Raw genomic sequence first — 18331 nt, 5'->3', positions numbered from 1 at the left:
AGAGAGCCAGAAGAATGACCAAGGAACGCCTTTATCTTTACGACACCACCCTGCGCGACGGGCAGCAGACCCAGGGCGTGCAGTTCTCGACCTCTGAGAAGGTGCAGATTACCCAGGCGCTCGATTCCCTTGGTATTGATTACATCGAAGGCGGCTGGCCGGGGGCAAACCCGACCGACAGTGCGTTTTTTGCCGAAGCGCCCGAGACCCGCGCACAACTGACCGCATTCGGCATGACCAAACGCTCGGGCAGATCTGCTGCCAATGATGATGTGCTGGCGGCGGTGATGAATGCCGGAACGGGTGCGATCTGTCTGGTGGGCAAGTCGCATGATTACCATGTAACGCAAGCCCTTGGCATTCCGCTTGAGGAAAACACCGACAACGTCGCCGCCTCGATGGCGCATATCGTGGCGCAGGGGCGCGAGGCGCTCTATGACGCCGAGCATTTCTTTGATGGCTACAAGGACAACCCCGCCTATGCGATCTCGGTTTGCAAGGCGGCGTTGGATGCGGGCGCGCGGTGGATCGTTCTGTGTGACACCAACGGTGGTGCATTGCCTTCCGAAGTTGGCCGGATCGTGTCCGAGGTGATTGCAGCAGGTATTCCCGGTGATCGTCTGGGCATCCACACCCACAACGACACCGAACAGGCGGTGGCTTGTTCTTTGGCGGCAGTCGACGCAGGTGCACGGCAGATCCAGGGCACGCTCAATGGCTTGGGTGAGCGCTGTGGCAACGCCAACCTGACCGCGTTGATCCCGACGCTGCTATTGAAAGAGCCCTATGCCAGCCGATTTGAAACCGGCGTGAGCCGTGAGGGACTGGCCGATCTGACCCGTATCAGCCGGATGCTGGATGACATCCTCAACCGCGTGCCGTCGAAACAGGCGGCTTACGTGGGCGCCTCGGCCTTTGCTCATAAGGCGGGGCTGCATGCGAGCGCGATCCTGAAGGACCCTTCGACCTATGAGCACGTCGACCCCAGCGTTGTCGGCAACACGCGCATCATCCCGATGTCGAACCAGGCGGGGCAGTCGAACCTGCGCAAGCGACTGGCGGACGCAGGTATGTCGGTCGAAAAGGGCGATCCCGCATTGGGCCGCATTCTGGAGCGGATCAAGGCGCGGGAAGGCAAAGGTTATTCCTATGATACCGCGCAGGCGAGCTTTGAACTGCTGGCGCGAGAGGAATTGGGGCAACTGCCGCAGTTCTTTGAGGTCAAACGCTATAAGGTCACGGTTGAGCGGCGCAAAAACAAATACAACAAGATGGTCAGCCTGTCCGAGGCGGTTGTTGTGGTGAAGGTCGATGGCGAAAAGAAACTCTCGGTCAGCGAGAGCATGGATGACAGCGGTAGCGATAGAGGACCGGTGAATGCACTGGCCAAGGCACTGTCCAAGGATTTAGGGCAATACTCTGGCGCTTTGAGCGACATGAAACTGGTGGATTTCAAAGTACGGATCACGCAAGGCGGAACCGAGGCTGTCACACGTGTCATCATCGACAGTGAAGACGGGCAGGGACGACATTGGTCGACAGTGGGGGTCAGTGCCAACATAGTGGATGCCTCGTTCGAGGCGCTTCTGGACGCCATACAGTGGAAGCTGATCCGCGACTGTGCGGGTTGAACAGCGACGCAGGAGCTGGGATGCATGGAATTTGATGCGGATCTGAATGCCTGCGCGGCCTTGGTCGAAAAGGCCGACCCTGACCGATTTCGCGCAGCCATGGCAGCGCCCGTCGCGGCGCGGACCGTGCTCTTCCCGCTCTATGCTTTGAACGTCGAAGTCACACGCGCGCCTTGGGTCACGCAAGAGCCGATGATCGCTGAAATGCGCCTGCAGTGGTGGCGTGATGCCTTGCAGGAAATCGCCGAGGGCGGTCCGGTGCGGCGGCATGAGGTGGTGACGCCCTTGGCCGGTGTCCTGTCACCTCATCTGGCCGATATGTTGGATGAATTTATCGCGGTAAGGCGCTGGGATATATACAAAGATCCCTTTGAGGATGAGGCGCATTTTGACAACTATATTGAATGCAGTTCGGGAAGCCTGATGGTTGCCGCAGCTCAGGCCTTGGGGGCGGCAGATGAGGCTGTTGTTCGCGATTATGCGTATGCGGCTGGAATAGCTTCGTGGTTCAAGGCCATCCCAGAGCTGGAAGCACGCGGGCGTATTCCTTTGGTTGATGGTACATCGGAGGCGGTGGTTCTGTTGGCCCAAAAGGCGCTGAACCGGTTAGCCCTTTCGCGGGCCGCTAGACACAATGTTTCACAAGACGCGCGTCCAGCCCTATTGCCCGGGTACCAGGCCGAAGCAATCTTGAAACAAGCGGTCAGGATGCCGGGGCAAGTCGCACAGGGTTTACTGGGGCAGGGAGTGATCCGTCGTCGCCTGGCGTTTGCACTACAAGCGACGACGGGGCGATGGTGACTTACTTCCAACCACCTGCACGCATTTCGGCAGAAATTTCCAACCGAACGGCGTCGGACGTGCCGGGTGCAAACATGCCGACACCGAATTCACTGCGCAGCATTGTTCCGGTGGCTTCGACACCCACCCAATCCCCTTCGTAGTAATCAAAGAAGCCACCCAGTGGATGCGCCCCCATGAAGGTCAAGTCAACATCCAGGGTCGCTGGCTTTGTCTGATCCTTGATCGTCAGATCCCCGGTCAACCGCAGAGACGAGGCTCCGGTTTGTACTGCGGATGTCGAAACAAACGTGATTTTGGGATAAGTCTCGACTTCGAAGAAATCCGCACTTTTCAAGTGATCGTCCAATGCTCCAACACCCGTATGCACACTGTTTGCGTCGATGGTGATATTGGCTTGGGTGTTCTCTACCTGCTCTGGATCAAAGTCGATTGTACCGCCAACGCCGGTCCATTCACCTGATTGTTCAGTGATACCGGCGTGGTTGTAGTGAAATCGAACTTCCGTGTGCGTGGGGTCCAGATGATAGGTTTCAGCCAATGCAGGGGTAGCGATGGCCAGGACAAGAGCACTTGCGGTTAGGGTTTTCATCTTGTTTCCTAAAGTTTAGAGGGAAAGATGTATTTGCATGTAAATGCATGAACTGCACGAAGCAAATGAAAAACCTTGGATAACGGAGGTGTGAAGGTGGGATTCGAACAGCGAGAGGCGGCCTGGATTGCTTTAAATCGAGTGCGCTCTCAGATTTTCACTCAAACCGAGCGCGCTCTGGTAGCCGCTGGGTTACCGCGCCTCAATTGGTATGACGTGCTGTGGGAATTGGAGCAGGCGCCTGACGGGCTTCGTTCAATTCAGTTGGAACAGAAGCTTTTGTTCGATCAGTCCAGCTTTTCCCGCAGAGTGGGAAGAATGGTCGATGAAGGGCTTGTTACCCGAGACACTGTGCAAGGCGACGGGCGCGGCCGATTGTTGAGGATCACCGTCAAGGGGCGGGACTTGCGCGCTCAGATGTGGGTCATCTACCGTGCAGAGATTGATCGAGGTATGGAACAAGCACAGACCGATCAGGTTTTGAATCCAGTGGTCGATCTCATGAGTTAAGCCTCTTTGGGGCGCAGCACCAGCCAGATCAACGCGCCGCCTGCAAGAACAAGGAACGGTCCCATCGCCAGATTGACGGCGGTCCAGCCCTCTATCGCAGAGCCGCCGGAACAGTTCATCAAACCACCCGAAGCGAGAGAGGCTACTGTCACGCCGCCAAAGACCAATAGGTCATTGAGGCCCTGCATCCGTCCGCGTTCATGCGGCTCATGCGCGCCTGCCAGCATTGTGGTCGCACCGATGAAACCAAAGTTCCACCCAAGGCCAAGCAAGACCAAAGCGATGAAAAAGTTACCAATGTCCACGCCTTGCAAAGCCACCGCGCCTGCGCCAGCCAAAATGATCAAACCGGTGGCCACGATCTTTTCCACCCCAAAGCGTGCGATCAGGTGACCGGTGAAAAAGCTAGGGGCAAACATTGCCAGAACATGGCTTGTAACCACATCAGCCGCGTCGCCTTCGGTATAGCCACAGCCCACGACGGCCAAGGGGGTAGAGGTCATTACAAGGTTCATCAAGGCATAAGAAACCATGGCGCAAATCACGGCGACCGCAATGCGAGGCGTGGTGATCAGCTCCCACCGGGTGCGGCCCTTGGGCGCGTCCGCAGCGGGGGCTTCAGGTTTCGGGATGTCGATGAAGAAGAAGAGCAGCGAGCCAATGACGTTGACGGCGATCACGGCCAGGTAGGTTCCCATGAATGGCACTACAAGGGCTTGGCTGGTGGCCTTGACCAATTGCGGGCCTATGACCGCAGAAACCAGCCCGCCTGCCATGACATAAGAAATTGCCTTGGGTCGAAACGCCTCGGACGCGGTGTCGGCGGCGGCAAAGCGGTAAAACCCTTGCGCGCTCATGTAGATGCCGGTCAGGAAGCTGCCCATCAGGAAAATCGGGAACGAGCCAAGATACAGACCATAGGCCCCAACCAGTCCACCAGCGGCGCCTCCGGCGCTGCCGATCAGAAAGCCAGCACGACGCCCCCATTTCTGCATGATCGCAGAAATCGGTGTGGCGGTCAGCATTGACCCCAGAACGATCAGCGAGATCGGCAAGGTGGCGAGGCAGACATTGGTGGCCAGTGACTGACCTGCGAGGCCTCCGATGGTGAAAATCATTGGCATCTGCGCACCCAGTAGGGCCTGGGCGGCGACAAGGACAGCGACGTTGCGCTTGGCGCGGCTGTCATCCGAGGGGGTGGCGGTCATGGTCATGACGCATGCGTATCGTTGAAATTGTTGGCGCACAAGCGGGTTGAAACGTGATGTGATGCAGGTAGGGTGCAGGGCGACAAGACAAGGACCGTCATGACCGACATTGGACGCATCATTGAAACACCTGCGTGCGTCATTGAAGGCGCGGATTGGCTGCGAGGTGCGTGCCCGCGCATGGCTTACGCCATGGAGCAAACCGGACCACTGCCGCTGCGTCGTAGACCGGATGGGTTTGAACAGTTGCTCAGCGCCATCGTTAGTCAGCAGGTCAGCGTTGCATCGGCCAATGCCATTTGGAAACGCATGAAAGACGCCCGCCTGACCGGACCGCGCAAGATCATGTGGGCCAGCGATGATGATTTGCGCGCCGCTGGCCTGAGCCGCCAAAAGATGCGCTATGCCCGTGCATTGGCCGAAGCACGTATCGATTTCAAAGCCTTGCGGGATGCACCTGATGTCGAAGTCATTTCAGTTCTGACCGAAGTTTCGGGCATCGGTGTCTGGACGGCCGAGATCTATGCGATGTTTTCGCTGGGGCGAGCAGATGTCTTTGCTCATGGTGATCTGGCCCTGCAAGAGGCCGCGCGTGTCCTTTATGACTTGCCCAAGAGGCCGACGGAAAAAGAGATGCGGACCATCGCCGAGGCCTGGTCGCCATGGCGCTCGGTTGCGGCCCGGGTTCTGTGGGCCTATTACCGCGTTGCCAAAGACAGGGAAGGTATCAGATGACCAGAGTTTTGAATGCGCTCCGCAAGGAGCCGGTTTCGGGTAGCACACGCTCGGTTGTGGTGTTCGTACACGGCTATGGGGCCAATGGTGCTGACCTGCTGGGGCTGGCCGATCCTTTGGGCGAACATCTGCCCGATACGTTGTTTGTTGCTCCGGATGCGCCTGAGCAGATCCCCGGCATGCCAAACGGGTTCCAGTGGTTCCCGATCCCTTGGATCGATGGTTCGTCCGAAGAGGAAGCGATGCGCGGCATGGCGTCGGCGGTTGATGATTTCAACGCTTTCCTCGATGCCCTGATGGTGGATGAAGATGTCTTGCCCGAGCAAGTCGTTCTGTTCGGCTTTAGCCAGGGTACAATGATGAGCCTGCACGTCGCACCGCGCCGCGAAGATCCGGTTGCCGGAATCGTGGCCTTCTCGGGACGGTTGCTGACGCCTGAGACGCTGGAAGACGAAGTGGTTAGCCGTATGCCGGTTCTGCTGGTGCACGGCGATGCCGACGATGTGGTGCCGCCTCAGTCACTGCCTCAGGCGGCCGAAGCACTGCAGAGCGCTGAATTCAAAGAGGTTTACGCCCATATCATGAAGGGTACAGGTCATGGTATTGCGCCGGATGGATTGAGTGTGGCGTTGGCGTTTATGCGCGACAAGCTGAGCCTCTGATCATGACCGTGACCGTCCGCCCGATGATGCCGGATGACGTGGCCGCAAGCTGCGCCATCCTGAACGATATCATCGAGGCGGGCGGGACCACTGCGATGGAGGTGCCGTTGTCAGAGGCCCTGTTTCGCGAATACTATCTGACAGGCTCTGATCACGTCTGTTGTCATGTTGCGGTTGACGCAGGCGGTGAAATTGCAGGGTTTCAATGGTTGGGTATTTCCGAGGATCTACCCCCAGATTGCGCCGACATAGCCACTTTTGCTCGGCAAGAGCGGGTCATTCGCGGTGTCGGACGGTCCTTGTTCGACAAAACCTCGCGTTTGGCGCGCAAATTGGGCTTTGTTCAGATCAACGCCACCATCCGCGCCGACAACATACCGGGGCTGAGCTATTATACCAAAATGGGCTTTCAGGATCATTCGGTATTCCACAGTCGCCCGCTGAGGAATGGAACTCCGATTGACCGAATCTCGAAACGATTTTTTCTGAACCGCCAGTAATAAGCCGGTGTGCCGAAGAGACAGAGCACTCCCGCCACCGTTTCATGCCCTGACGGGCCCTTACGGCGTTAGGCCGGGCGCCTCGCTGACGCGAGGCGCGGCTCCGCAGAACGTAAGTGTGATTGAGTATCAGTGACGCCGTGGCGGCGTCTTGCGTCGATTCTTGCCGCCTGGACGGGCAGGCGTTTCGATCAAAGGGACTTGCAATTCGTCCCAGGCGCCGCTTTTCAACCCATCCAGGGTCCAGGCCCCGATCCCGTAGCGGATCAGCCGCAGCGTCGGGTGCCCCACAGCTGCGGTCATGCGTCGGACTTGCCGATTGCGACCTTCGCGGATGGTCAGCTCGATCCAGGTGTCGGGGATGGATTGGCGTATCCGAATGGGCGGTGTTCGGCTCCATAGCTCAGGAGGTTCGTTCATGATCCGCGCTTTCGAGGGGCGAGTCAGCCCGTCCTTGAGCTCCACACCCTCACGCAGGGCCTTGAGTGCGTCCTGGTCCGGGCTACCTTCGACCTGAACCCAGTAGGTTTTGGGCATCTTGTGTTTCGGGTCGGATATCTGCGCCTGGAGTTTACCGTTGTCGGTCAGCAGCATCAGACCTTCGCTGTCGCGATCCAACCGTCCGGCAGGGTAAATGCGAGGTACATTGACATAGTCTGACAGGGTTGCTCGCGGGCTATCGGTATTGGCCCGGTCGGTGAACTGCGGCAGTACGTCAAAGGGTTTGTTGAAGCGGATCAGGCGGGTCATGGTACCATTGCATACCGCGTGGATGATGGACTCCGCAAGCTGTGGATAATTGTCATTTTCCTGTCACGGAACCACGTTAAGCATCCGCGATATATTGTGTTAATTCAGGGCTTGCCAGAGTTCGGACACGATATATAGTTGTGGGTAAGCTGGGGCGGGGATCCCCGCCTTGGTGCCTAAAAAACGGGCAGTGCAGGGCGAGGAGAGAGTCTTTGATGGACGGTGATTTCAGGACAGGTTTTGTGCGCGAACCGGGTGCGTTGAAACAGCATCCGGCACTGGTTCTGAACGCAGACTACAGGCCGTTGTCGTATTACCCCTTGTCGCTGTGGCCATGGCAGGAGGCGATCAAAGCCGCTTGGCTCGAACGGGTGGATATCGTCGCAGAATACGATGAGGTCGTTCGAAGTCCATCGACTGAGATCAGGATACCGTCGGTTGTTGTCCTCAAAGATTATGTCAAACCTCAAAAGCGCGTTGCCTTTACGCGCTTTAATTTGTTTTTGAGGGATGAATTCAGTTGCCAATATTGCGGAGCGCGTGGCGATTTGACATTTGACCATGTCGTTCCCCGGGCCTCTGGGGGTGTGACCAGTTGGGAAAACGTGGTCGCCGCCTGTAGCCCTTGCAACCTGCGCAAGGGGTCCAAATCTTTGCGCCAAGCTAGCATGTCTTTGCGAAAGCCGCCGCGGCAGCCTCAGGCAGAAGAACTTCGTAATGTCGGCCGTAAATTCCCGCCCAACCATCTGCATGAAAGTTGGATGGATTTTCTGTATTGGGACGCCGAGCTGGATGCTTGAGCAGGGGCTGGGGCAGGGAACGCTACCCCAGCTTCAGCTCACCGCTATGCTATTGCGGTGTTTTAAACATAAAGAGCCTGGGGTCGTCTCAGTTGGGCGTAGCGCGTTGCAGCATGCCAAATAGATCGCGTGGGTCATCTGGGTCGGCCAGCAGATCGAGCGCGTGGTACAAACCGGTTTGCTCCAGCTGGTCTCGGACGTAGCGCAAAGCGCTGAAATCCTCAATTGCGAAGCCGACACTATCGAAGAGAGTAATCTGACGGTCAGATGTCCGCCCTTGGTGTTGGCTAGTGACAACCTGCCAGAACTCGATCACCGGATGATCCTCGTCCAGTTGCTGAATCTCGCCCTCAATTCGGGTTTGGGGCGGGTATTCGACGAAGATGTCCGATCGCTTCAGAATGCCCGCGGCCAGTTCTGTCTTGCCAGGGCAGTCGCCACCGATGGCGTTGATATGCACGCCACTGCCCACCATGTTGTCGCTGAGTATCGTGGCGTATTGCTTGTCTGCCGTGCAGGTGGTCAAAATTTGCGCGCCTTGTATAGCTTCTTCGGGGGTGGCGCATGAGACCACCTCGATCCCGTGGGTCGCCAAATTGGTGGCACATTTTTTGGTCGCGGCGGGGTCGATATCGAAGAGCCTAACTGACTTCAGACCGCAGATAGCCTTCATCGCCAGAGTCTGGAACTCGGACTGCGCACCATTGCCGATCATCGCCATTGTGTCCGCCCCTTTGGGGGCCAGATGTTTGGCTACCATGGCCGATGTTGCAGCCGTGCGCAGAGCCGTCAGCATGGTCATTTCACTTAAAAGTACCGGGTAACCCGTTGCCACGTCAGCCAAAAGTCCAAAGGCGGTGACCGTTTGAAGACCCTCTTTGGTGTTCTTGGGGTGACCGTTGACGTATTTGAAGCCATAGACCTCGCCGTCCGAAGTGGGCATCAACTCGATCACGCCTTCGGTCGAGTGGCTGGCCACCCGGGGTGTCTTGTCGAACAGCTCCCAGCGATGGAAATCGGCCTCGATATAGTCGGCGATGCCACGAAGCATCGGCTCCAGCCCGATCCGGTGGATCAGTTGCATCATGTGGTCGACCGAAACGAAAGGAACCAGGGCTTTGTCAGAAGGGGTCATTTGGGGCTCCTGTAAGGGAATTATAGAAAGCTGCGTGTGGGACGGTCAAATACGCGGCGCCCAAGCGAGGAGGCGGCCAAATCGACCATGACTTGCGCGGTGCGGCCACGTTCATCCAGGAAGGGGTTCAGTTCGACCAGATCCAGCGAGGTCATCAGCCCGCTGTCGCAAATCATTTCCATTGCAAGGTGACCTTCGCGGATGGTGGCACCGCCTGGAACAGTTGTGCCGACCGCAGGTGCAATGGACGGGTCCAGAAAGTCCACATCCAAAGATACATGAAGCAGCCCGTTGTGATTTGCTACATGGTCCAGGAAGGCTGCAAGCGGCTTGGCAATTCCGCTTTCGTCGATCTCGCGCATGTCGTGGAACCGGATTTTTGTTTGCTGCAAGGCTTCGCGTTCAGCACGATCAACCGAGCGTAGTCCGATGATGCATATGTTTTCCTGTGGGACTGGATTGGTAATGACAGGAAAGCCCGCAAAACCACCGCGACCTGTGACATAGCCCAAGGGAGTGCCGTGCAAGTTGCCGGAACCTGAGGTTTCAGGGGTGTGAAAGTCGCTGTGGGCATCCAGCCACAACACGAATAGCGGGCGTTCCTCTTTCGCGGCGTGGTTGGCCACTCCTGCAACGCTGCCCAGGGCGAGCGCATGATCGCCGCCGAGAAAGATCGGCATGCCTCGCGGCATTGTCTCTCCGGCGGTGCGGATGAGGCGGTGAGTCCAGCCGATGGTTTTGCTGGGTTGGTGCAGATGGGTGTCACCCGGTTCCGTCGGGTGCGACGCAGGCGTCAGATTACCCAGATCCTCGACCGTGTGACCCAGATCGGTCAGCGCTTCGGCCAGGCCTGCAGTGCGATAGGCGTCGGGGCCCATCAGACATCCCGCACGACGCTTGCCGCTGTCGACCGGTGCTCCGATCAAAATGCAGTGTTTGGCGTTCATGAGAAACCTCGAAAATCAGTGTTTTTTCCAATTTCTGATCGAAATGGGTTGAAGAACAGAGGTAAATTTGAACAAACTGACGTCAATATGATCGAATTGGAGGTTCGTTATGGACAAAACGGATGAGCGACTGATCGCGGCGCTGCGTCATGATGCACGGGCCTCTTTGTCGGACTTGGCGCTTCAACTCAACCTATCTCGCACAACAGTGCGGGCGCAGAATCGAACGGCTTATTCAGCGTGGCGATGTACTGGGGTTCACGGTGGTTCTGAAAGAGGATGTGCTGCGTGATCCCGTGCGTGGCCTGATGATGATCGGAATCGAAGGCCGCGGGACGAATCGCATCACGCGGACCCTTCAGGGGCTCAAGGACGTGCGCGCGGTTCATTCAACCAATGGTCGGTGGGATCTGATCGTAGAATTGGGGACCGAGACATTGGAGGAACTGGATCAGGCACTGGCCAAAATTCGAATGCTCGAAGGCGTACAGAGCAGTGAAACCAGTCTGCTTTTGTCGACCAAGAAATCGACTTAACGCGACGCCCGGGCGGCGGCGAACCAGATCGCCGCCAGACCCAGAGAGATCAACGCATTCCAACTGGCCATTGAAAGGGTGAACAGCTCCCATGGAACCTCGTCACAGCGGGTCAGGGGGGCCGACATGATCTGTTCCATCAACTGCTCGGGTGTCAGCCCGCCGATGGGCCCGGATGTGCAGGTTGACGGGCCTTCCCACCAACCGCGTTCGACCCCGGTGTGATAAAACCCGATGACGGACGTCGTCAATGCCGCCAAGCCGCCCAACAGGGGCAGCAACCGGCCCGGCATGAACACGGCCAGAATTCCGATTACAAATGCGGCGGCATGCGGGTACCGTTGCCAGTAACACATTTTACAGGGCGCCATTTCGCCAATGAATTGAAACCCCCAAGCACCAAGCAGCATGGCGGCCGACCCGGCGGCGGCGGTCAGAATCAGGTTTGTGCGTGTGCTCATAGGAATTTTACCACGGCAAAGCCTCCTATCAGGAGGACGATGAAGAGAGTGAACATCAGCCCCAACCGCTTTTCGATGAACTCACGGATCGGAGCGCCAAAGGCCCGCAACAAGCCCGCTACGATAAAGAACCGCAGCGCACGGGCGAGAATCGACGTAGCTATAAATGTTCCAATGGGCATGCCGGTCCAACCCGACATGATAGTAATGACCTTGTAGGGAAATGGTGTGACACCAGCAGTCAGAACAGCCCAAAACCCGAAGTCATTGAACTTGGTGTTGAAGGCTTCCATTGCTTCGGTCTTGCCCATGGATGCAAGGATGGGCTGTCCGATGCTTTCATAGAAAAACGCACCGATGAAGTAGCCCAACATACCGCCCAGAACCGAGGCAACCAGGGCCACGGTGGCGATCAGAAACGCCCGATTGGGACGGGCCAGAATCATCGGGATCATCAAAACGTCAGGTGGGATTGGAAAGAACGAGCTTTCGATAAAGGCGACACCGGCCAACACCCACAAAGCTTGCGGGTGTTCCGCCAGAGCAATCGTTTTGTCGTACAGGCGTTGCAGCATGATGGTCGCTAACTCTTGCTCAGTGTCCGGGAGTTGGGAAAACATGATCGCACCGCAGGGTCAAGCGATTGCATATGGAACTTCTTGGCGGTTCGCAGCTTTTTGCCTCTGGACCTTCCCGGGCAACACGGCTAATTCAATGCTCAGTTGCCCAAGTGGCGGAATGGTAGACGCAGGGGATTCAAAATCCCCCGCCTTTGCGGGCGTGCCGGTTCGAGTCCGGCCTTGGGTACCAATAAAAACAGGGGCTTATTCAAGCCCCTGTTTCTATTTTTCGGCTAGCGTACACAATTTGCTCACGCACCGCGTTTTGCAGTTGTCCTGCTCTGCTGCGTTTTTTTTGACAGTACCCAGCATCTTGTCGACTTGTTCGACAAGGCAGCCTGGAACCTCAAACAATCAACAGAGATAGTTTTGGGATTGGGTTTTTGCAGTTGCCGAAACGTGTGTGAACTGCCTTGATCTTTCTGGTCCGATTTGGCTCTTTTACCATCTTAGTTTTGCACAAGCGGATACCGTCACTAGTACGTCGACAAACAGCAAGTCTGTTAGTTGGCAATCGGTTGATCGCGCCAAATTGGAACAAAGATATGCGACCGTTGTGCTGCAGCGGCGTATAGAAGAAAACGCCAGCACGCGTTTGGCCCGGCTGATTGAAGCTGATTTCACTCTGCGCGTTCCGTCTGATTGTGAGCATCTGCAAGACGCCCTAGACGCATTGTCAGGGATGGTCATTCCAAACGGTAGGTCTGTTCGCATTCATATCGAAGCAGGGCACAAGTTGAAATCAGGGCTCCGGTGGATTGGCGGCAATCATAGAGCAGTCACACTTACATCTGACGACGATGTGGTGTCTCTGTATGCTGATAATCAGACCGTGGATGGAACGGTTGTGGATGACAACTATCCTAGGTCCGCCGCAATTGGTTTAAATTGTATTATGCCGGTTTGGCGCGTTCTGCTGGATGTCAGAGACGACACGATCGCCGGATTGATGACGTAAAACTGCACGGTTACAGGACTGCCCGGAGCGGGAGTTGCCAATGCCTATTGAAACGGCGCGGGCGAGACGCGCGTAATCTATCCGTTTCAAAGCGTCTGGATTTCAACGCTCAAGTGTACCTACAATAGTAAGCCCCTTGAGCCTTCTGATGTGCCTAAAATCGAGGCATTCAATACTTTGACTGGTCACGACGCCGTTCTTGTACCTTAAGGCGATATCCGCTTGATCATGCCTTATGGGTTGTCACACAACACGCTGAAATCTTTGATAAATTGCCGAGTTTGGCGTTCAAATCTAAGCAATTTTACCATCGGTCTTTCGCTTGCGTGTTTCTCCGTAGATGTTGAGGTAATTTCCGCCAAAAATGACGATCGCACCAACCAACACCCACAAATCCAAGGGTTCGCCATACATCAGCATTCCTATGATCGCGATGACAGGCAGGCGAACAAAATCAAAAGGCACCACGACTGTGGCCGGAGCAATGGCCAACGCGTTGGTTATACAAAAATGCGCCAACAACCCGGCGATACCTATGACAACCAGCCAAGGGGCGGTCTGCGCATCTGGTAAGGTGATGTCACCGTCAACTCCAGAAACCAAAAGTCCAAGACCCAATTGAATGACGGTCAGCCAGAACAGGATACATCCGATAGCCTCGGTCTTGGTCAGGTGTTTGGTGGTCATGATGGTGAAAGCAAAGAATATGGCCGAGCTAGCAGCGGCGATCAGGCCGGGGCTAATGGTTTCGGGGCTGGGGCGTGCGACGATCAGAATGCCCGTAAAACCCAGTATGGCCGCCCACACCCGGATCTGTGTCAGGCGCTCTTTCAGAACAAGCGGGGATAGCACGATCACCCACAAAGGGGTGGTGAACTCCAACGCAAACACCTGGGCCAACGGAATCACCGTCACCGCGAAAAACCACAGATTCTGACCCGCGAAATGTGCTGTGTTCCGAAACAGTTGCAAGCCCATTGAACGGGTCGTGACCTGTGCCCACCTGCGTGTGGCCGTCAACACCAGGCAGACGACAACAACACCCACAAGACTTCGGTACATCATGATTTCAAAGGTATCGAGCGCGAAGGAGACCTCTCGCCCGGCCACGGCCATCGCCGAAAAGGAACCGATTGCGCCGGTCATCCAAAGCGCGGCCTTGGCGATATGGGTGGGTTCTTGATCCATGTGGGACACGAACGCCGAATGCGCAGGTGCCGTCAACCCGGATTGTTCCCCAACCAGTCCGTCGACCCAAACCTATCGGTTGGCCATTTGCACAAACGTCGTGATCTGCAATCAGGCGTTACAGCGAGCTTGAAGAAAAAAAGGCAGGCCCTGAAGGGTCTGCCTTTTGTCAGAGTTCATTCCCACTCGATCGTGCCCGGAGGCTTCGAAGTGATGTCATAGGTGCAGCGGTTGATGCCCTTGACCTCGTTGATAATCCGTGTGGCGGTTTCACCCAGGAACTCGTGGCTGAACGGATAGTAGTCCGCAGTCATGCCATCCACGGACGTGACCGCGCGCAACGCGCAGGCATAGTCATAAGTTCGACCGTCGCCCATCACGCCCACGGTACGCACCGGGAGGATCGCGACGAATGCCTGCCAGATGTCGTCATACAGGCCATGCTTGCGAATCTGATCGATATAGATCGCATCCGCCTCGCGCAGGATAGCCAGCTTTTCGCGGGTGATCTCGCCGGGGCAGCGGATTGCCAGACCCGGACCGGGGAAGGGGTGGCGACCGATGAATGATTGCGGCAGACCAAGCTCGCGGCCCAGCGCGCGAACCTCGTCCTTGAACAGCTCTCGCAGCGGTTCGACCAGTTTCAGGCCCATTTTCTCTGGCAGACCGCCCACGTTGTGGTGCGATTTAATGGTGACCGAGGGACCGCCGCTGAACGACACCGATTCGATGACGTCGGGGTAGAGCGTCCCTTGGGCCAGGAATTCGGCGCCATCGATGGTATCGGCGTGTTTCTGGAACACATCGATGAACAGCTTGCCGATGATCTTGCGCTTGGTTTCCGGGTCGGATTGACCGTCCAGCTCACCCAGGAACAGGTCCGACTCATCCGCATGGATCAGCTGGATGTTATAGTTGTCGCGGAACATGCCAACGACTTCTTCGGCCTCGTTCTTGCGCAGCAGACCGTGGTCGACAAACACGCATGTAAGTTGATCGCCGATCGCTTCGTGAATCAGGATCGCTGCGACCGAGCTGTCGACGCCGCCAGACAGACCACAGATGACGTTCTTGTCGCCCACCTGATCGCGGATCGCCTGGATCATCTGCTCGCGGTAGGCGCCCATGGTCCAGTCACCTGAAAACCCGGCCAGTTTGACAAAATTTTCATACAGCTTTGCGCCATTGGGCGTGTGGTGCACTTCGGGATGGAACTGCACTGCATAGAAATGGCGGCTGGGGTCAGCAGTGATCGCGTAGGGCGCATTGGGCGAAGTGCCATAAACCTCAAAACCTGGTGCGATTTCAGAAACATGATCGCCGTGGCTCATCCAGACTTGCTCGTCGCCGTCCGCAAACCAGCCATCCAGAATGTCCAACTTGCTGTTCGGCGTTACATAAGCGCGACCAAACTCGGCCGTACCATGCCCGCTTTCAACTTTGCCACCCAGCTGGGCCATCATCGTCTGCTGACCATAGCAGATACCCAGGATCGGTACGCCATAGTCGAAAATCTCTTGCGGCGCGCGGGGAGAGCCCTCGCGGGTCACACTGTCAGGCCCACCGGAAAAGATCACGGCCTTGGGCGCCATCTCGCGCACAAAGTCCATCGTGACATTCTGATAGGGGTGGATTTCGCAATAGACGTTCAGCTCGCGCAGGCGGCGCGCAATAAGCTGCGTGACCTGGCTGCCAAAGTCGATGATCAAAAGGCGGTCGTGGGATGTCTGGCTCATGCGATGGCTCTTAGGTTGCAGCGGTGTTTTGTGCAAGTGTATTCAGGAATTCCCAGGATGAAACGAGCAACAAGGGAAGGGTTAAGACGTGATCACTTTGCGCCCGGCGAAACCAGAAGATGTGGCTGCGATCGAATCCTGTCTGACTGCTGCTTATGCCCTGGCACGAGCGCAGTTGCCGGACTTGCCGGACGTCACAGGAGGTGTCGCAGATGACATCGCGGACAACCTTGTCCTTGTCGCACAAGAGGCAACAAACCTCGTTGGGGTCATAATTCTAGTGGCGCGCGGCGATGTCTTGTTGATTGCCAATCTGGGCGTGGACCCAAGCCATTCGGGGCAGGGGATCGGAGGGCGTTTGATGTCTTTGGCCGAGGCCGAAGCTCGCAAGATGCAGTGCCGTGAAATGAACTTGCGAACACACGCAGGGCTGACAGACACGCGCGCGATGTATCTGCATCTGGGTTGGCGAGAGACGGAGCAAACGGGCAATGTGGTTTCGATGTCGAAACCGCTCTGATCAATTCAGCCTGTCGCATTGCTGTTCAAAGCATGTCGCTTTTACCTCTTAAGCGCCGTTCCGAGCAATCGCGCGGCCCGTCAGGTACGCTAACAAGTATACCAACGTGAACACTATCTATCCCGGGGATATTCCTATGGCAGAGGCAAACACACGGCGCAGATCTCGTGGTGGCGGTGGGGCCGCCCGTCGCGCCGAGCGTACAGCGGTCAAAATCGAAACCGCCAAATACATCGAGCGCAACATCCCGAACTTTGAGGTTCTGTCCGAAGAAGCGCTGGATATCATCGAGGCCAACGCCGAAACCATCCTGGAAGAGGTCGGCGTCAACTTTGTCGACAATCCGCCCGCGCTGGAACGCTGGCGCGCAGCTGGTGCCGACATCGACGGCGAACGTGTGCGCATCCCACGTGGTCTGGCCCGCGAGTTGATCAAAACCGCACCCAGCCAATTCACCCAGCACGCCCGCAACCCGGAAAAATCCGTGGTCATCGGCGGTAAGAACATGGTTCTGGCCCCAGTCTATGGTCCGCCCTTTGTGCGCGATGCCCAAGGTGGCCGTCGTTACGCGACCATGGATGATTTCCAGAAGTTCGTGAAGCTGGGCTATATGTCCAAATGGCTGCACCATTCGGGCGGTACCGTATGTGAACCCACGGATATTCCGGTGAACAAACGTCACCTGGATATGCTGCTGGCCCACATGACCCTGTCAGACAAGCCCTTCATGGGCTCGGTGACCGAGCCAAGTCGCGCGCAGGATTCGGTCGAGATGTGCGAGATCCTGTTCGGCAAGGAATTTGTGCAAGAAAACACCGTGATGACCTCGCTCATCAACATCAACTCGCCGATGACCTTCGACGATGTGATGATGGGTGCGATGGAGGTTTACGCCAAAAACAATCAAGCCTGTATCGTTTCGCCCTTTATCGTGGGCGGCGCCATGGCGCCGGTCTCAGTCGCTGGAACGCTGACACAGGTGATGGCGGAATGTCTGGCGGGTATTGCGTACAATCAGCTGTGCCGCCCCGGTGCTCCGGTGATCATGGGCGCGATGGTGACCTCGATCGACATGAACTCGGGCGCGCCGACCTTTGGCACGCCTGAAGCGTCGCACATCACCTATGGCGCGGGTCAGCTGGCCCGCCGTCTGGGCCTGCCGTATCGCTCGGCTAAGCTCGTTCTGTGGCTCGAAATTGCCGGATGCGCAGGCTGCGTATGAGACGTCGAATTCGCTCAACATGGGTCTGCTGTCGGGCGTCAACTTCATGCTGCACTCGTGTGGCTGGCTCGAAGGTGGGCTGGTGTCTGACTTTGAGAAATTCGTAATGGACGCCGATCAGCTGGGTGTTCTGCATGGATTGGCCAAAGGCGTCGAGATTGACGAGAACGCACAGGCGATGGATGCCATCCGCGAAGTGGGTCCCGGTGGCCACTACCTGGGCTGCGCACACACGCAGGCCAACTTTAAGGACGCGTTCTGGAAGACCGAGGTGCTTGACTACAAACCGTTTGAGACCTGGGAAGAAGAGGGCGCTCGCGATACTTACTCACTGGCTACTAATCGGGTGGAATACTTGCTGGCAAATTACCAGCAACCGCACCTTGATCCCGAAATTGCCGAAAAACTGGCGACTTACGTAGCCGAGAAAAAGGCATCAATGCCGGACGCCTTTATTTGATGTAGTTTGCTCCGTGCCATTGCACCAAGCTTATTCGAACTGAGAAGCGCGGTTGGTTTGTACCAGCTGCGCTTCGCCCATCATTGCGATCAGAATGTCCAGATGCCGCGACAGGGAATACCCCGCGTCGTCATTACAGCGTTGATCGTTCAGTCCACGTTCCATTTCTATCAAACGCATCAACGCTGACGCAGGTCGCGGTAGGGAACCGTACCCAAGAATACGCTGTAGGTGACGTGTGCGATTGTAGTCTTGAGTGCCAAATCGCGCCGCACGGATCAAAATGCGTGGGCGGCGGATTGTTGAAATCATAGTCATCAAATCTTGCATAATCGTCCTCACAGGTTCGGATTGTTTCC

At 56.7% G+C, this 18331-nt stretch carries 19 protein-coding genes, 1 tRNA gene and 2 pseudogenes; 12 read left to right on the top strand and 10 right to left on the bottom strand.

What is annotated here, in order from left to right; all coding sequences use genetic code 11:
* The first annotated feature begins 14 nt into the window (after positions 1-14).
* Both cimA and ACZ1HE_RS12570 read left to right on the top strand, forming a co-directional pair.
* Entirely contained in the window at positions 15-1631 is a 1617-nt protein-coding gene (gene cimA / locus ACZ1HE_RS12575) for a citramalate synthase (RefSeq protein ID WP_472621266.1), read from the top strand.
* 24 nt (positions 1632-1655) lie between these two features.
* A complete protein-coding gene (locus ACZ1HE_RS12570) occupies positions 1656-2432 on the top strand; it encodes a squalene/phytoene synthase family protein (protein WP_472621264.1) in 777 nt (258 codons plus the stop codon).
* A gap of 1 nt (position 2433) precedes the next feature.
* On the opposite strand, the gene ACZ1HE_RS12565 is transcribed toward ACZ1HE_RS12570, so the two are convergent.
* Positions 2434-3024, bottom strand: coding sequence for a YceI family protein (locus tag ACZ1HE_RS12565; protein WP_472621262.1), 591 nt, complete (start codon positions 3022-3024; stop codon positions 2434-2436).
* 96 nt (positions 3025-3120) lie between these two features.
* On the opposite strand from ACZ1HE_RS12565, the gene ACZ1HE_RS12560 reads away from it, so the two are divergent.
* The gene (locus ACZ1HE_RS12560) at positions 3121-3534 is read left to right on the top strand and encodes a MarR family winged helix-turn-helix transcriptional regulator (protein ID WP_472621261.1); all 414 of its coding nucleotides are present in this window, start codon (positions 3121-3123) and stop codon (positions 3532-3534) included.
* On the opposite strand, the gene ACZ1HE_RS12555 is transcribed toward ACZ1HE_RS12560, so the two are convergent.
* Complete coding sequence (locus tag ACZ1HE_RS12555; RefSeq protein WP_472621259.1) at positions 3531-4748, bottom strand: MFS transporter; 1218 nt, start codon at positions 4746-4748, stop codon at positions 3531-3533. The two genes, ACZ1HE_RS12560 and ACZ1HE_RS12555, sit on opposite strands and share 4 nt — an antisense overlap.
* A gap of 93 nt (positions 4749-4841) precedes the next feature.
* Here ACZ1HE_RS12555 and ACZ1HE_RS12550 point away from each other — a divergent pair, with 93 nt between their 5' ends.
* Genes ACZ1HE_RS12550 through ACZ1HE_RS12540 form a run of 3 tightly spaced genes read left to right on the top strand, consistent with a single transcriptional unit; the run spans position 4842 to position 6639 of the window.
* Entirely contained in the window at positions 4842-5477 is a 636-nt protein-coding gene (locus tag ACZ1HE_RS12550) for a DNA-3-methyladenine glycosylase family protein (protein WP_472621257.1), read from the top strand.
* On the top strand, positions 5474-6139 hold the full coding sequence (locus tag ACZ1HE_RS12545) for an alpha/beta hydrolase (RefSeq protein ID WP_472621255.1): 666 nt from the start codon (positions 5474-5476) through the stop codon (positions 6137-6139). The genes ACZ1HE_RS12550 and ACZ1HE_RS12545 overlap by 4 nt, the downstream gene beginning before the upstream one ends.
* Before the next feature lie 2 nt (positions 6140-6141).
* A complete protein-coding gene (locus ACZ1HE_RS12540) occupies positions 6142-6639 on the top strand; it encodes a GNAT family N-acetyltransferase (RefSeq protein WP_472621253.1) in 498 nt (165 codons plus the stop codon).
* A 129-nt stretch (positions 6640-6768) separates the two neighbouring features.
* Here the strand turns inward: ACZ1HE_RS12540 and ACZ1HE_RS12535 are convergent, their stop codons facing one another.
* Complete coding sequence (locus ACZ1HE_RS12535) at positions 6769-7389, bottom strand: pseudouridine synthase (protein WP_472621251.1); 621 nt, start codon at positions 7387-7389, stop codon at positions 6769-6771.
* 215 nt (positions 7390-7604) lie between these two features.
* Here ACZ1HE_RS12535 and ACZ1HE_RS12530 point away from each other — a divergent pair, with 215 nt between their 5' ends.
* Positions 7605-8189, top strand: a complete 585-nt coding sequence (locus ACZ1HE_RS12530; RefSeq protein ID WP_472621249.1) for an HNH endonuclease — start codon at positions 7605-7607, stop codon at positions 8187-8189.
* Between the two features lie 88 nt (positions 8190-8277).
* Here ACZ1HE_RS12530 and ACZ1HE_RS12525 read toward each other — a convergent pair whose 3' ends face one another.
* The gene (locus tag ACZ1HE_RS12525; RefSeq protein ID WP_472621247.1) at positions 8278-9324 is read right to left on the bottom strand and encodes an ornithine cyclodeaminase; all 1047 of its coding nucleotides are present in this window, start codon (positions 9322-9324) and stop codon (positions 8278-8280) included.
* A 20-nt stretch (positions 9325-9344) separates the two neighbouring features.
* Positions 9345-10271, bottom strand: coding sequence for an arginase (rocF, locus tag ACZ1HE_RS12520; RefSeq protein WP_472621245.1), 927 nt, complete (start codon positions 10269-10271; stop codon positions 9345-9347).
* A gap of 109 nt (positions 10272-10380) precedes the next feature.
* Between rocF and ACZ1HE_RS12515 the strand changes: the two are divergent.
* Positions 10381-10807: pseudogene (locus tag ACZ1HE_RS12515) on the top strand (Lrp/AsnC family transcriptional regulator).
* Here ACZ1HE_RS12515 and ACZ1HE_RS12510 read toward each other — a convergent pair.
* Positions 10804-11268, bottom strand: coding sequence for a disulfide bond formation protein B (locus ACZ1HE_RS12510; protein WP_472621243.1), 465 nt, complete (start codon positions 11266-11268; stop codon positions 10804-10806). The pseudogene ACZ1HE_RS12515 and the gene ACZ1HE_RS12510 sit on opposite strands and share 4 nt — an antisense overlap.
* Positions 11265-11843: a YqaA family protein gene (locus ACZ1HE_RS12505; RefSeq protein ID WP_472624461.1), complete on the bottom strand. Its 579-nt coding sequence runs from the start codon at positions 11841-11843 to the stop codon at positions 11265-11267. Before ACZ1HE_RS12505 ends, ACZ1HE_RS12510 begins: the two co-directional genes overlap by 4 nt.
* A gap of 149 nt (positions 11844-11992) precedes the next feature.
* Here ACZ1HE_RS12505 and ACZ1HE_RS12500 point away from each other — a divergent pair.
* Positions 11993-12078 (top strand) — tRNA-Leu (locus tag ACZ1HE_RS12500).
* A gap of 213 nt (positions 12079-12291) precedes the next feature.
* Positions 12292-12846, top strand: coding sequence for a hypothetical protein (locus ACZ1HE_RS12495; RefSeq protein WP_472621241.1), 555 nt, complete (start codon positions 12292-12294; stop codon positions 12844-12846).
* Positions 12847-13140: 294 nt separating this feature from the next.
* On the opposite strand, the gene ACZ1HE_RS12490 is transcribed toward ACZ1HE_RS12495, so the two are convergent.
* Together ACZ1HE_RS12490 and guaA are read right to left on the bottom strand one after the other, a co-directional pair.
* Positions 13141-14034: a DMT family transporter gene (locus tag ACZ1HE_RS12490; RefSeq protein WP_472621239.1), complete on the bottom strand. Its 894-nt coding sequence runs from the start codon at positions 14032-14034 to the stop codon at positions 13141-13143.
* Positions 14035-14210: 176 nt separating this feature from the next.
* Entirely contained in the window at positions 14211-15770 is a 1560-nt protein-coding gene (gene guaA, locus ACZ1HE_RS12485; RefSeq protein WP_472621237.1) for a glutamine-hydrolyzing GMP synthase, read from the bottom strand.
* Between the two features lie 88 nt (positions 15771-15858).
* On the opposite strand from guaA, the gene ACZ1HE_RS12480 reads away from it, so the two are divergent.
* Positions 15859-16290, top strand: coding sequence for a GNAT family N-acetyltransferase (locus tag ACZ1HE_RS12480; RefSeq protein WP_472621235.1), 432 nt, complete (start codon positions 15859-15861; stop codon positions 16288-16290).
* Between the two features lie 136 nt (positions 16291-16426).
* A pseudogene (locus tag ACZ1HE_RS12475) lies at positions 16427-17972 on the top strand (trimethylamine methyltransferase family protein).
* A gap of 30 nt (positions 17973-18002) precedes the next feature.
* Here ACZ1HE_RS12475 and ACZ1HE_RS12470 read toward each other — a convergent pair.
* A complete protein-coding gene (locus ACZ1HE_RS12470) occupies positions 18003-18290 on the bottom strand; it encodes a DUF6477 family protein (RefSeq protein WP_472621233.1) in 288 nt (95 codons plus the stop codon).
* Positions 18291-18331: the final 41 nt, after the last annotated feature.

This window comes from Falsiruegeria sp. JB4-1, assembly GCF_055693495.1.
The sequence above is the reverse complement of the archived record's forward strand: the minus strand, read 5'-3'. Positions and strand labels throughout refer to the sequence as shown.